The 15,027-nt window shown below is 35.8% G+C and carries 10 protein-coding genes; 7 read left to right on the plus strand and 3 right to left on the minus strand.

The genetic code is table 11. From position 1 onward, the window contains the following. Positions 1 to 8 precede the first annotated feature (8 nt). The 6 genes from ligA to recA all read left to right on the plus strand — a co-directional run bounded on the left by ligA (position 9) and on the right by recA (position 13,437). Positions 9 to 2,072 (plus strand): NAD-dependent DNA ligase LigA, encoded by a 2,064-nt coding sequence (gene ligA, locus KY054_02670; protein ID MBZ1356650.1) that lies wholly within the window; start codon positions 9 to 11, stop codon positions 2,070 to 2,072. A 1-nt stretch (position 2,073) separates the two neighbouring features. Continuing rightward, positions 2,074 to 3,174, plus strand: a complete 1,101-nt coding sequence (locus tag KY054_02675; protein ID MBZ1356651.1) for a rod shape-determining protein RodA — start codon at positions 2,074 to 2,076, stop codon at positions 3,172 to 3,174. A 204-nt stretch (positions 3,175 to 3,378) separates the two neighbouring features. After that, on the plus strand, positions 3,379 to 6,588 hold the full coding sequence (locus KY054_02680) for a DNA-directed RNA polymerase subunit beta (protein ID MBZ1356652.1): 3,210 nt from the start codon (positions 3,379 to 3,381) through the stop codon (positions 6,586 to 6,588). A gap of 26 nt (positions 6,589 to 6,614) precedes the next feature. Continuing rightward, positions 6,615 to 10,187 (plus strand): DNA-directed RNA polymerase subunit beta', encoded by a 3,573-nt coding sequence (gene rpoC / locus KY054_02685; GenBank protein ID MBZ1356653.1) that lies wholly within the window; start codon positions 6,615 to 6,617, stop codon positions 10,185 to 10,187. Positions 10,188 to 10,192: 5 nt separating this feature from the next. Next, complete coding sequence (locus KY054_02690; GenBank protein MBZ1356654.1) at positions 10,193 to 12,409, plus strand: DNA translocase FtsK 4TM domain-containing protein; 2,217 nt, start codon at positions 10,193 to 10,195, stop codon at positions 12,407 to 12,409. A gap of 20 nt (positions 12,410 to 12,429) precedes the next feature. Then, positions 12,430 to 13,437, plus strand: coding sequence for a recombinase RecA (gene recA, locus KY054_02695; GenBank protein MBZ1356655.1), 1,008 nt, complete (start codon positions 12,430 to 12,432; stop codon positions 13,435 to 13,437). Between the two features lie 25 nt (positions 13,438 to 13,462). Here recA and rpsR read toward each other — a convergent pair whose 3' ends face one another. Genes rpsR through KY054_02710 form a run of 3 tightly spaced genes read right to left on the minus strand, consistent with a single transcriptional unit; the run spans position 13,463 to position 14,518 of the window. After that, positions 13,463 to 13,660: a 30S ribosomal protein S18 gene (gene rpsR, locus KY054_02700; GenBank protein ID MBZ1356656.1), complete on the minus strand. Its 198-nt coding sequence runs from the start codon at positions 13,658 to 13,660 to the stop codon at positions 13,463 to 13,465. A 9-nt stretch (positions 13,661 to 13,669) separates the two neighbouring features. Then, positions 13,670 to 14,095: a single-stranded DNA-binding protein gene (locus KY054_02705; protein ID MBZ1356657.1), complete on the minus strand. Its 426-nt coding sequence runs from the start codon at positions 14,093 to 14,095 to the stop codon at positions 13,670 to 13,672. A 3-nt stretch (positions 14,096 to 14,098) separates the two neighbouring features. Next, on the minus strand, positions 14,099 to 14,518 hold the full coding sequence (locus KY054_02710; protein ID MBZ1356658.1) for a 30S ribosomal protein S6: 420 nt from the start codon (positions 14,516 to 14,518) through the stop codon (positions 14,099 to 14,101). A 172-nt stretch (positions 14,519 to 14,690) separates the two neighbouring features. Between KY054_02710 and KY054_02715 the strand changes: the two genes are divergently transcribed. Beyond that, the coding region (locus KY054_02715; GenBank protein MBZ1356659.1) for a hypothetical protein at positions 14,691 to 15,027 on the plus strand (337 nt) is incomplete at its 3' end.

Genomic DNA, 15,027 nt, shown 5'->3' on the forward strand with positions numbered 1-15,027 from the left:
TTAATTCTATGGACAAGAATCTAGCAAAAAAAAGAATAGAAAAATTAAAGGCGACCATTTTTCACCATCGTTATTTGTATCATGTCTTAGATAAGCCCGAGATATCTGATGCAGCCCTTGATTCTTTGAAGAACGAACTTTTTGATTTAGAACAAAAATATCCTGAATTAATTACCCCTGATTCTCCAACTCAAAGAGTGGGTAGTGAGCCTTTGGAGAAATTTGAAAAAGTTGCGCACATAGAACCCATGCTTTCGTTAAATGACGTTTTTTCTGAAGAAGATGTAAAAGATTGGCTAAAGAGAATCAGTAAGCTAATAGAAGGTCATAAAGCAGATTTTTTTTGCGAACTAAAAGTTGATGGATTGGCTTTTGAATTGATATACAAGAAAGGAATTTTAGAAATAGGATCAACTCGTGGCGATGGAATTGTTGGTGAAAAAGTTACCGAAAACCTTAAAACAATTAATTCCATACCATTGAAAATCCGTGAAAAAGAAAGTGTTTTAAAAGATCTTAAAAAAATGAAACTGAGTCAATCTTTGGAGGACTTAATCAATATTATTTATGAGCAAGATATTGTTATTAGAGGGGAAGTCTTTATTTCTAAAGATGATTTTGAAAAATTAAATAAAGAGCAAAGAAGAAAGGAATTACAAGAATATGCTAATCCCAGAAATGTTGCAGCTGGATCTATTAGGCAATTAGATCCAAGTATCGCAGCCTCTAGAAGATTAGATTCCTTTGCTTATGATTTAGTTACTGATCTGGGCGCCGCTACTCACGAACAAAAGCACGAACTTTTAAAGATTCTCGGATTTAAAACTAATTCTTACGATAAGAAATGTGAGAGCTTGGAAGAAGTTTTTAGTTTTTATAAAAAGATAGAGATGATAAGAGATAGCCTTTATTATGAAATTGACGGAGTTATTGCTACGGTTAATGACAATAAGACCTTTAAAAAACTTGGAGTTATAGGAAAAGCTCCTCGAGGATCCATTGCTTATAAATTCCCGCTCAAGGAAGCTACTTCTATGGTTGAAGATATTAAAATACAGATTGGTAGAACCGGCGTGTTAACTCCAGTGGCTCACTTAAAGCCAGTAAAGATAGGTGGAGTGACTGTAACTAGAGCAACTCTTCATAATCATGATGAAATTGAAAGACTCGGTTTAAAAATTGGAGACACAGTAATTATCGGACGGGCCGGTGATGTTATCCCTGATGTTATTAAAGTTATACCCCAGGCTAGAACAGGTGGCGAGAAAAATTTTATATTTCCTAAAAAATGTCCAGCGTGTGATTCTGATATAGAAAAGATCAAGAAAGAGGCAACTATATTCCGTTGTCCGAATAAAAAATGTCCAGACAGAAAAAGAGAGCATTTTTCTTACTTCGTTTCAAAAAAAGGGTTTGATTTTTCTGGGTTAGGAAAAAGGATTATAGAGAAAATGATTGACCATAAAATAGTCTCTTCACCAGCTGACTTGTTTTTTATTAAAAAAGAAGACCTTTTATCTTTAGAAGGTTTTCAAGAAAAGTTGATTAATAATATAATGGAAGCGATTAATCAGAAAAAGAAGGTAAAGTTTGAAAAATTAATTTGTGCGCTTGGTATTGAAAACGTCGGAGAAGAAACAGCTTTTTTATTAAAAAAGAACTTTAGGGGTCTAGATGAGATTGGAAGGGCTTCGCTAGAAGAACTAATTGAAATAAAGGATATTGGAGAAGTAACTGCAAGGAACATACATCAATGGTTTAGAGATATGGAAAATATTATATTACTTGAAAGATTAAAAAAGGCGGGCGTTGAAATAATTAGGGAGCCAAGAAAACAGAAAGATTTATTAGAAGGTAAGACATTTGTTTTGACAGGGAGTCTAAATTCCTTTACAAGAGATGAGGCAAGGGGGAAAATAATGGCTTTAGGCGGTAAGGTTTCTGATGTCGTATCATCTAAGATTGATTTTATCGTTGTAGGGAAAGATCCCGGATCAAAGGCTGTAAAGGCTGGGAAGCTTAAAATTAAAAAACTAAACGAGGAAAAATTTAAGAATATTATTAAGGGTTGATATGAACGGAGTATTAAAACATTTTAAATCAATGGATTGGCTTATTATAGCCTCTTCTTCTTTCCTTTTTGCATTAGGAGCTATATCTATTTATGCATCCTCAGTTGGTGGGAATATGTCAGATTTTTTCAAGCAAATGATTTTCTTTGCTCTTGGAATATCCGTAATGATTGCGCTGAGTTTTTTTGACTGGAGGGCATTGAAGGAAAACCCTTATTTTGTTTTAACACTTTATTTTATCGGAGTAATACTTTTGCTTGGATTATTTGTATTTGCTCCAGAGATAAGAGATGTAAGGCGCTGGTATGCACTTGGCCCAATATCATTTGACCCAGTTGAGTTTATTAGAATAGTCTTGATAGTTTTATTGGCTAAATATTTTTCCGGAAGACATGCCGAAATGTATAAGATATCCCACGTTGTATTATCGGGTATTTATATCTTAATACCATCAGTTATTACTTTCTTTCAGCCTGATCTCGGATCAGCGATAATATTAGGTTTTTTATGGATTGGGGTTCTTATTGTTTCCGGTATAAAAACCAAGCATTTTATCGCATTATGTATGATCGGTCTCCTAGTCCTTAGTTTAGGCTGGCTTTTTCTATTGAAAGATTATCAAAAAGTTCGTATAACGGCTTTTCTTGAACCGAAGATGGACCCGCAAGGAATTAATTGGAATCCCGAACAAGCTAAAATAGCAATAGGTAGTGGTGGTTTTTTGGGCCAGGGTATTGGCAAGGGTTCCCAGACGCAAAATGGGTTTCTGCCCGAAGCTAAGACAGACTTTGTTTTTTCAGCCATAGCCGAAGAGTTAGGTCTTTTGGGAGTAATTGCAATTTTAGGAGCATTCTCTTTGTTATTTTTTCGGATACTTAAATTAGCCTTAAGGGCACCCGATAACTTTTCGCGCTTATTCTGCTCGGGGTTTGTAATCATGCTAGCTGCTCAAGTTTTTGTTAATATAGGGATGAATCAGGGAATTTTGCCTATTGTTGGAATCCCACTCCCTTTTGTGAGCTATGGGGGAAGTAGTCTTTTTTTTACTTTCATAGGACTAGGAATAATTCAAAGTATTAAGGTAAGCATTGACAAATTTTGAAATAAACGTAAACTAACTAAAGTGGACTTTTGTTTTTTGAGTTTCGTTGTTAATCACATAATACATCTTGTTAAAATTGTCTTTAACAGAAATCTTATTATAAAAACGTCAATCACCCTAGTTAGATAACTCAGGGTCATTTTGCTTTTTAGCCTAAAATAAAATGCAACGCATCTTTTGTGCGTAGCGAATAATTTAAATATTATGCAAAAACTCCCAGTCAAAAATTTCGGTAAGTCAAAGGTTTCTTTTCCGAGGCCATATCTTCTTTCTCTTCAAAAAGAAAGTTGGCAAAGGTTCTGGGAAGAGGGGTTAAAGAATTTATTCAAAGAAGTTTCTCCTATAAGAGACTATACTGGAAAAGAATGGGAACTTTGGTTCTTGGATTACAAGATGGACGTTCCTAAGTATAAAGACGACGAAGACGCAAAGATTAATAACGACTCCTATGAAGCGCCTTTAAGGGTGATGGCCAAGTTAGTTAATCTTAAGACCAAAGACGTTAAAGAACAGGAGGTTTTTTTGACTGATTTTCCGATTATGACCGAGAGAGGGACCTTCATTGTTAATGGCGTTGAAAGAGTTGCCATATCACAATTAATAAGATCTCCTGGTGTTTTCTTTACATCTCAAATTATTCAAGGGAAACATTTCTTTGGTGGAAAAATTATTCCAAACAGAGGAGCTTGGCTAGAGTTTGAGACCGAAGTTTCCGGCTTTATGGCTCTTAAAATTGATAAAAAGAGAAAGATTCCCGCAACTATTCTATTAAGGGCTTTTTGTTTGCCTAAAAAAAATGCAACCGGATTAACTGACGATGAGATCCTTGAAATGTTTAAGGATGTTGATAAGGGAGAATTAAGATATATTGAAGAGACTCTTAAAAAAGACCCCTTTAAGACTAGAGACGAAGCATTGATTGAAATTTATAAAAGATTAAGACCTGGAGACATTGCGACCGTTGAAACAGCCACAGAGCTAATAGAAAACACTTTCTTTAATTTTACAAGATACGACCTTTCAGAAGTTGGAAGATGGAGAATGATTCAAAGGCTTCCATATGACTCTACAACCGATGAAATCAATATTGAAGACAGGGTTTTAAGATCGGACGACATCATTCATACTTTAAGAGAGGTGGTAAGACTAAACAATGATCCTGATGCAAAGCCTGATCAAATCGATCACCTTGGACACAGAAGAGTCAGAACTTTTACAGAAACTCTTGAGAATAAACTAAGATTGGGAGTTATGAGGATGGAAAGACATATTCGAGATAAAATGTCAACTCTAGAACCATTTTCTATGACACCTTCACAGATTATTAATCCTCGTTCGTTTATGTCTGCGGTTAAAGAATTTTTTACTGCTTCTCAGCTTTCTCAATTTATGGATAATGAAAATCCATTAGCTGAGTTAGAACACAAAAGAAGATTGACCGCAACAGGACCCGGAGGATTAACTCGCGAAAGGGCTGGATTTGAGGCGAGAGACGTACAGCCATCTCATTATGGAAGAATTTGTCCGATTGAAACTCCAGAAGGTCCAAACGTTGGATTGGTTGTTCACTTAGCTAACTTTGCCAGAATTAATCGCTATGGATTTATTGAAACTCCTTATTTTAAGGTTGAAAAAGGAAAAGTTACTTCCGAGGCTTATTATATGAATGCTTATGAGGAAGAGAAATATAATATTGCTCATGCAGGAATTGAGATAAACGATAAGAACGAAATTTTAGCTGCAAAAGTGGAAGCTAGAGTAAAGGGAGAACCTGGTTTGATAGAAAAAAATAAAATAGATTTCATTGACGTGTCTTCAGAGCAGTTTATTTCAGTTGCTACATCATGTATCCCATTCCTACAGAACGATGATGCTAACAGAGCTCTTATGGGATCAAATATGCAAAGGCAATCAGTGCCATTGATTAATCCTGAGCCACCATTAGTATCAACTGGAATTGAAGATAAAATTGCCAAAGATTCAGGACAAGTTTTTCTTTCTCCTTTTGATGGGAACGTTGTTGAAGTTGATGCTTTACATATCGTTGTAAGACCAGAAGGAAAAAAAGATAATAGGTCAGACGTTACTTATAAATTTAAGACATTTAATAAAACTAATCAGTATACTTGCTTCCATCAACGGACAACAGTTCGTAAGGGTCAAAAAGTTAAGAAAGGAGAAATTCTTTCTGATGGAGGAAGTATTGCACAAGGAAGAATGGCCTTGGGTCAAAACGTTTTAGTAGCTTTTGTTTCTTGGAGAGGGCTTAACTTTGAAGATGCTATTATAGTTTCTGAAAGACTTGTTCAGAAAGATACATATACATCTATTCATGTTGAAAGCTTGACTTGTGATGTTCGTGAAACAAAACTTGGACCAGAAATTATTACTAGTGACATACCAAATGTTTCAGAAAAGAAACTTAAAGACTTAGACGAAGAGGGTGTTATAAGAGTTGGCGCCGAAGTTGGACCAAATGATATCCTGGTTGGAAAGATTTCTCCTAAAGGAGAGGTTGATATGACCGCTGAAGAAAGATTACTTAAAGCTATCTTTGGAGAAAAAGCTAAGGAAGTCAAAGACACTTCCCTTATTATGGAGCACGGAAAGAAAGGGAGGGTTATTGGAGTCAAAATCTTTTCTCGAGATATGGGGCATAAGCTTGACCCAGGCGTTATAAAAAGAGTTGAAGTAGATATTGCTGAAATAAGAAAAATTGAAGCCGGAGACAAGCTTGCTGGAAGACATGGAAACAAGGGCATTATTTCAAAAGTACTTCCCGTTGAAGATATGCCTTATCTAGAAGATGGAACTCCTGTAGATATTGTTCTTAATCCTTTATCCGTAGCTTCTAGAATGAATATTGGACAAATACTTGAAACTCACCTAGGTTGGGCTGCTAAGAAATTGAATTATATCGCAGTAACTCCTTCACTATCCAGTGCTAATGAAAAAGACATTCAAGAAGAACTAAAGAAAGCAGGTCTTCCCGAAGATGGAAAAGTTAAACTATTTGATGGAAGAACCGGAGAAGCTTTCCCTGAAAGAATTACCGTTGGAATAATTTACATGATGAAATTGATACATATGGTAAGAGATAAGATTCATATGAGATCAATCGGACCATACTCTCTAATAACTCAACAGCCTTTAGGAGGAAAGGCACAGTTCGGAGGGCAAAGACTTGGAGAGATGGAAGTATGGGCATTAGAAGGGTATGGAGCTGCAACTGTACTGCAAGAGATGTTAACCATTAAATCGGATGATATCACTGGAAGAGCAGCTGCATATGAATCCATCTTGAAAGGAGAAGTTATTAAGACCCCAAACATTCCTTCTTCTTTTAACCTATTAGTCAACGAATTAAAATCGCTTTCTCTTAGTATTGAGATCAAGGGCGAAAAAACAGAGTAATTTAACTAACCTTTAATTTAAAAACCATGAAGGTTGAAAATTTAGAATCTATAAGAATAAAAATTGCTTCACCCGACGATGTTCTCGGGTGGTCTCACGGTGAGGTGACAAAGCCAGAAACAATAAACTACAGAAATCAAAGGCCTGAAAAGGACGGATTATTCTGTGAAAAAATATTCGGTCCCGAAAAGGATTTCGAATGTTACTGCGGAAAATATAGAAAGATACGTTATAAGGGAATAATTTGTGATAGATGTGGTGTTGAAGTAACTAGATCATCAGTCAGAAGAGAAAGAATGGGCCACATTAAATTAGCCTGTCCCGTTTCTCATATATGGTTTTTAAGAGGAGTTCCATCAAGAATTGGAATGGTTTTAAATATTCCGATGCAAAAACTAGAAAAGGTTATTTATTTTGCCGCATATATTGTAACTCATGTTAACAATGAAGCTAAAGAAGGAATTATTAAGGAAATAGAAGCGGAATTCAAGCAAAGAATAAAATTGATAGAAGCAAAAGAAAAAGGAACTGAGCAGAAAACTGAATCACAAGAATTAAAGTCCGCAAGATCAAAAGCACTAGAGGAAGTTTCTAGTATCAAGAATTTTAAGATATTGTCAGAGGTTGAATATTATGATCTTTCTTTAAAGTATGGAGAAATTTTTGAAGCAGGAACTGGAGCAGAGGCCTTAAGAAAAATATTCGAAAGAGTTAATCTTGAAGATGAAATAACTAAAGTTGAGGCAGTTGTGGAGGGATTATCTGCTATTGAAAAAAAGAAGGCTCAAAAAAGATTACAATTACTTAAAAGCATGAAAAAGGCTGGCATTAGACCAGAATGGATGTTTTTGACTACACTTCCTATCTTACCACCAGATCTTAGGCCAATAGTTCAACTTGACGGAGGACGCTATGCTTCTTCTGATCTTAACGATCTTTATAGAAGAGTCATTAACCGAAATAACAGATTGAAATATTTATTAGAAATTAATGCACCTGATGTAATTGTTAGAAACGAAAAGAGAATGTTGCAGGAAGCTGTCGATGCTCTTATTGATAATGATATGAGAAAGGGAGTAATAACTCAGGCTACAACCGGAGGAAGAAGACTTCTTAAGTCCTTAGCTGATATGCTTAAGGGAAAGCAGGGACGATTTAGACAAAACCTTCTTGGCAAAAGAGTAGATTATTCTGGAAGATCAGTTATTGTGGTTGGTGCACAACTCAAGCTTTATCAGTGTGGACTACCTAAAAAGATGGCTCTGGAACTCTTTAAGCCTTTTGTGATTAATAAAATATTAGAAAGAGAGCTAGCATATAATGTGAGGGGTGCAACTAAATTAATTGAAGAAGGAATAGACGAAGTTTGGGGAATATTAGAAGAGGTGGTCAAGGATAAAGTTGTTTTACTTAATCGTGCTCCTACCCTTCATCGTTTAGGTTTTCAAGCCTTTAGACCTCTATTGATTGAAGAGAACGTTATTCAACTACATCCATTAGTTTGTAGTGCTTTTAATGCAGACTTTGATGGAGATCAGATGGCAGTCCATCTTCCATTATCAGAAGAAGCTCAGAAAGAAGCAAAAGATATTATGTTGTCTTCTTTGAACTTATTAAAACCAGCTACAGGACTTCCAATTGTATCACCAACTCAGGATATCGTTTTGGGTTGCTACTGGCTTACAAAAGTAATGGAAGGAAAAGAGGGCGAAGGCAAGGTCTTTGGCTCAGCAAAAGAAGCTCTTCTAGCCCAAGAATTTGGACACATTGATTTACGAGCAAAAGTAAAAGTAAGAATGAACAACGAGATGGTTGAAACTAGTGCAGGTAGAATCATTTTTAATGGGGTGATACCAGAGGGTCACGAATTTCAGAATGAACTTATGAATTCCAAGAATCTTCGAAAGCTTACTCGAGAGATCATTGAAGACTATGGAAAAGAAATAGCTCAAATAACCCTAGACAAGATAAAGGATCTTGGATTTGAGTATGCAACTCAATCAGGTGTTTCCTGGGGAATGGGAGACTTAATAGTTCCTGAAGAAAAGAAAGAAATTATTGAAACGACTAATAAAGAGGTTGAAAAAATAGAAGATTATTACAAAAAAGGATTCTTTTCTAAAGAAGAAAAGACAGAGAAAATTATTGAAGCTTGGCATAAAACAAAAAGAGAAATTGAGAAACTTGTTCCAAAAACTCTACCAAATGATGGATCAGTCTTTGCCATTATTGATTCTGGGTCAAGAGGTTCTTGGTCTCAACCGGTTCAAATGGCGGGAATGAAGGGATTGGTAGCTAACCCTGCTGGTCAGACTATTGAGTTACCTATTAGAAGTTCTTTCAAAGAAGGATTTGGTGTTCTTGAGTACTTCATTTCAACTCATGGTGCTAGAAAAGGAACTGCTGATACGGCTCTTAGGACAGCAACCGCTGGATACTTAACCCGAAGACTAGTTGACGTTTCTCATGAGGTTATTATTCTAGAGGATGATTGTAAAGATCACAAAGGGTTAGAAGTAAACAGGGCAGACGTAGATGAAATAGATCAAGACATGACCTTCAAGATTGTAGGAAGGTTAGCAATGGAAGATATTAAGGATAAATCAGGATTATTGGTCAAAAAAGGCGATATAATTGATTGGAAGAAAGCAGAGATAATTTCAAAGTCAGAAGAAATAAAAAGCTTCAGAGTAAGGTCGCCACTTACATGCAATACAGCAAGGGGAGTTTGTAAAAATTGCTATGGATGGGATCCAGGCCAAAATGATATGGTTAAGATAGGAGATGCGGTTGGAGTCATTGCAGCACAAGCAATTGGTGAACCTGGAACACAGTTAACCATGAGAACCTTTCATACTGGAGGAGTTGCGGGAGGTGGAGATATTACCTTAGGTTTACCTAGAGTTCAAGAAATATTTGAAGTTAGAGTTCCTGGAGGAAAGGCTGAAATATCTAGAACTGATGGAAAGGTAATAGAAATAACTCCTGAGGGAGTAATTAAGATAAAGCCAAAAGGTGAAGTTGTTAAAACCAAGAAAAAATCAGAAACTATTGATTATAAAACATCTCTTAAGTCTGAGATTCTAGTAGAGGTAGGCCAAGATGTTAAGAAAGGTGATTTGCTTTGCCAAGGCAATCTAGACCTTCGAGATGTATTCAAATTAGATGGAATGGAAATAACTCAAAAGCATATTTTACAAGAAGTCCAAAGAATTTATGTTTCTCAAGGAGTTAATGTTCATGATAAGCATATTGAACTTATTGTTAGGCAAATGTTTTCAAGAGTTAAAATCAAAAAACCAGGTGGTTCAATTTTAGTTCCCGGAGAAGTAATTGAGAAAGAGAAGCTACATGAAATCAATGAAAAGCTAGAAAAAGAAGGCAAAGAAAAAGCAGTCGCCTCTTCAGTTCTTCTTGGTATCACTAACGTTGCGTTAACTACGGACTCATTCCTTTCAGCTGCGTCATTTCAAGAAACATCAAGAGTTTTAATTAAGGCCGCCCTAGAAGGAAAGGAAGACAAGCTAAGAGGTCTTAAAGAAAATGTCATTATTGGAAAGATAATCCCAGCAGGTACAGGATATAAAAAGAATAAATAAACCTTGTGGCTAAAAGAAAGAAGAAAAAAAGACCAGCTAAAAAAGATCCTAAAAAGGAGGGGGGACTTTTCCCTCTTCCCAAGCAGGTCAAAAAAACAATCATTAGCACATCGTTATTTTTAGCTAGTGTGGTACTTCTTTTTTCCTTTCTAGATCTTTCTGGATTAGCTGGAAGGTATCTTAAAAATATATTTATTATTTTAGTTGGAAGGTCGGTATTTATTATTCCGGTAGTATTTTTTATTGCTGGCCTTATCTTTATCAAAACAAAGTATAAGAGATTTCTATTACCTTTAATAATAGCATCAATTCTTGTTGTCCTAGGGTTATCCGGAATTTTTGAAATATTAACATCAGAATCAAGTTATTTTCCATCTCCCAATGGAACTAATGAAGGAGGATGGCTTGGAAATATCATAGGCTCTCCTTTATTGAGTCTTTTTGATTTTTGGATTAGCTTTGCCATATTCGCCTGCTCTATGATTGCAGGTTCTTTGATTTTTGCTCAACTTCTTCAGCTCCCACCTTCTTTGAGAGAAGAATTCAATGCTCATCGAGAATCACTTCCTTTAAAGATATTCAAGAAAGTAATAGGTAAGAAAAATAAATTTACAATTAAGAATGTAGACGATAGTAAGACATCACAACAGCAGCCATTACCAGTCAAAGAGGTTGCAAAAGAAGATCCTAAGAAGCCTGTAGAAGGAGATAAGGCAAAGCCTAAGGCACCTGAAAAAGAACATTTTTCTTATAAATTACCACCTCCAGAACTTCTTCAGAAAGACAGAGGTGTTCCTAATTCCGGAGATACCACAATAAGCAAGGCAATGATTAAGAAAACCTTAGAAAACTTTGATATTCCGGTTGAGATGGGAGAGGCTTATACCGGACCAACCGTTACTCAGTACACGCTTAAGCCAGCTGAAGGAATTAAGCTTTCAAAGATTACAACTCTTTCTAATGATCTTTCCTTAGCTCTTGCGGCCCACTCTGTTAGAATAGAGGCTCCAATTCCAGGAAAGTCACTGGTTGGTGTTGAAATACCAAATAAGGTAAGATCTGAAGTAAGACTAAGAGGAATCGTCGATGATCCCAGGTTCTTTGATCCAGAAACTAGACTAACAATTGGAATGGGTAAAGATGTCTCCGGAGAATCAACCTATGCTCATCTTGAAAAAATGCCTCATCTTTTGATTGCCGGAGCCACTGGTGCGGGTAAGACCATATTCTTGAACACAGTTATATTGAGCCTTTTATTTAAGAATTCTCCTAAGACTTTAAGATTAATTTTGGTTGATCCTAAAAGAGTTGAGTTTACCCATTATGAGGAAATACCTCATTTATTGACACCAGTAATTCATGATGTTCATAAAACATGTAATGCCCTCAAATGGCTAACAGGAGAAATGGAAAGAAGATTAAAAGCTATGTCCGTGGTAAAAGCTCGAGACATTAAGAGTTATAATGTAATTGTTGCAAAAAACAATGAGTCCAAGAAGGGGGAAGAGATGGACCCTATGCCTTATATCGTCTTAATTGTAGATGAGCTGGCCGACCTTATGTCAACGAAGGGAAGAGATGTTGAGGCTGGTATTGTGCGACTTGCTCAAATGGCTAGAGCCGCTGGAATACATTTAGTGTTAGCTACTCAGAGGCCGTCTGTTGAAGTAATTACTGGATTAATCAAGGCAAACGTTACCTCAAGGGTAGCATTTCAAGTTGCTTCACAAATTGATTCCCGAACCATAATTGATACTTCCGGAGCCGAGAAATTAATTGGAGCCGGTGACTTTTTATATGTAACTGGAGATGTCGCTAAACCTAGAAGACTGCAAGGACCCTATGTTTCAGAAAAAGAAATTAAAGGAGTTGTTGAGTGGATGAAAGTTAACTACAAAGACATATTTGACGAGGAAGACGATCTTGGTGGAGGACTAGAGCTAGAGCTAGAAGTTTCATCACAAGAATCATTTAGCCCATTTTCATCTTCATCTGAGGATGGAAACGACGTATTATATGATGAAGCCAAGAAGCTTGTTCTCGAGAATAAAAAAGCTTCCGCATCATTTTTACAAAGAAGACTAAGAATTGGTTACGCTCGAGCTGCTAGATTAATTGATATGATGGAAGAGAGGGGTGTGGTTGGTTCTGGAGATGGTGCTAAAGCAAGAGAAGTATATGGGCAAGATGAAGATAACGATGAGGAATGGCATAAAATTTAATTTTATAATCTAATTTTTTTATGGCAAAAAAACAAAAATCAAAAGAAGAGAAGTTGGGTCTTAAGGAGTCAATTGAAGAAATTAAGCAAAGGTTCGGAGAAGGAGCTATTATGAAAATGAGAGATGTTCGAGCAGTTGATGTTGATGTTATTCCAACTGGCGCCGTTTCTTTAGATGCTGCCTTGGGGGTTGGTGGAATTCCAAGAGGAAGGGTAATTGAAATTTTTGGACCAGAGTCAAGCGGAAAAACTACACTAGCCCTTCATATTTTAGCTGAAGCCCAGAAGATGGGTGGTGTCGGAGCCTTTATTGATGCTGAAAATGCTCTTGATCCAGATTATGCTAAAAAGATTGGAGTAAATATTGACGAACTTTTAATATCTCAACCTGATTCAGGGGAGCAAGCATTACAAATCGTAGAAGCTTTGGTGAGATCAGAAGAAGTTGATGTTATAGTTATTGACTCAGTAGCTGCATTAGCTCCGAAGGCAGAAATTGCCGGTGAAGTTGGAGATTTTCAAATTGGACTCCAAGCAAGGCTTATGTCTTCAGCTTTAAGAAAATTATCTGGCATTATTTTTAAAACTAAAACATCCGTAATATTCTTAAATCAAACAAGAATGAAAATTGGAGTTATGTTTGGAAATCCAGAAACAACCTCTGGAGGATTGGCTTTAAAGTTTTACTCCTCAGTAAGAATAGACTTAAGAAGAATTGCTCAGATTAAACAAGGAGAAGAGATTGTTGGAAACCGTGCGAAAGCTAAGATAGTTAAGAATAAGGTTGCGGCACCCTTTAGAGTTGCAGAGTTTGATATCTATTACAATGAGGGAATTTCATATTTCGGTGATATTTTAAATATCGGAGTAAAAGAGGGGGTAATCAAAAAAGCGGGATCTTGGTATCAATATGGAGATATTAAGCTTGGACAAGGAACCGATGGAGCCAAGGTCTTTTTAAAAGAAAACCCAAAAGTTACCCAAGAGATTAGAGATATATTTATGGAAAAGCAAAAAACCTCCAATTAATTGGAGGTTTTCTCTGAATAGTTTATTACTTTGAAGTAATGGGAAGAAGTCCGACAGCTCGGGCTCTTTTTATTGATCTCGCAAGATGCCTTTGGTGATAAGAGCAAGTCCCGGTCTTTTTTCTTGGTCTTATTTTCTTAAGGCCAGAAATGAACTTGATTAACATTCTGGTTTCTTTGAAATCAATTTCTTTTATGTTGTTTTTGCAAAAATAGCACTCCATATTTTTCTATTAAAAAGGTATATCTTTTATATCAATTTCTCCTTCATCTTCCTGTATTACAGGCATTTTTTCAGAAGGGTTTCCTTTTTCTTGTTGAGGATATTCATTTCCTTTTGGTCCCATTTGTATGCTTTCTCCCACTATTTCGGTTTTAAATTTCTTGTTTCCTTCCTGATCTTGCCATGACCTTGTTTGCATTCTTCCTTCAATTAAAGCCAATGAACCCTTTTTAAGGTATTGAGAAGCTATTTCGGCTAGCTTTCCAAAAAGTACAATGTTATGAAATTCGGTTTGATCTTGTCTCTGGCCAGCTTTGTCATTGAAATATCTATTAGTTGCCATTCCGAAAGATGATACTTGTTGGCCACTTGGAAGAGCCTTTGTTTCCGGATCTCTAGTTAACCGACCGACTATAATGACTTTGTTGAAATTCATAAATTAATCGTTAAGGATTTCCTCTATTTTTTTATCTATTTCTTTAATATTAACTTTTTTAACTGGAGCCTCTTCATTTTTAACTACGACCTCTTCTGTCTTGTATTCTTCTGATCTTTTCTTCCGCTCTCTTTCATTCTTTTTCTTAGCAAGGAAGATATGTCTCATTACAGCCTTTTCCTCTTTTAGATGTTTCTCTAATAAGGCTATCTTTTCAGGTTCAGCGTTAAAAAGAACAGTAATTAGAAAAACTCTTTTTTTACCTTCTATCTCAGAATTTAGGTCTTTTTTTAGGGGACTAAATCCTTTGTTTAAAATTTCACCATCTTTTTCAATAATAGAGTAAATTTCACTTTGAATTGATTCAATTTCCTCTTCGTTTAATTCTGGAGAAACTAAATAAGTTAATTCGTATTTTTTCATGTTTTCCCTTTTGCTTTATACTGAAATTATAGCAGGTTAATATAATTTTATCAAGCCTCGTATTAAATCATCTAAAATCAAACCATAGAGGTGCCGATTAAATCATTTAATTTCTAACCGAAATTAATTACAGTAGAATGAAGTAATTAATAAATAACTTCATTTTACTAATATGGATATGCAATCAAGAAACCAATATCTCAAAGAATTAAGAACAGAATATTTGAAGACAAAATCAAAAAAGATAAGAGGAGATCTGTTGAATGAAGCCGAGAAAAGAACCAAGCTAGATAGAAAATACCTAGTAGTAAAACTACGCCCTAAAAGCAATCTGGATAAGAATGCTTCTGAAAGGAAAAGAAGAAAACAGTATTATGACAATTCTGTTAAGCCAGCCTTAGTCAGAAGGTGGGAAATATTCGATTATCCCTGTGGACAGAGACTAGTGTCCTTACTGGATACAGAGACGGACAAGTTAAGAATACTCGGCGAACTGAAATGTTCAGATT

Source organism: Candidatus Nealsonbacteria bacterium (assembly GCA_019923605.1).
Lineage (GTDB): Bacteria > Patescibacteriota > Minisyncoccia > Minisyncoccales > CSSED10-335 > JAHXGM01.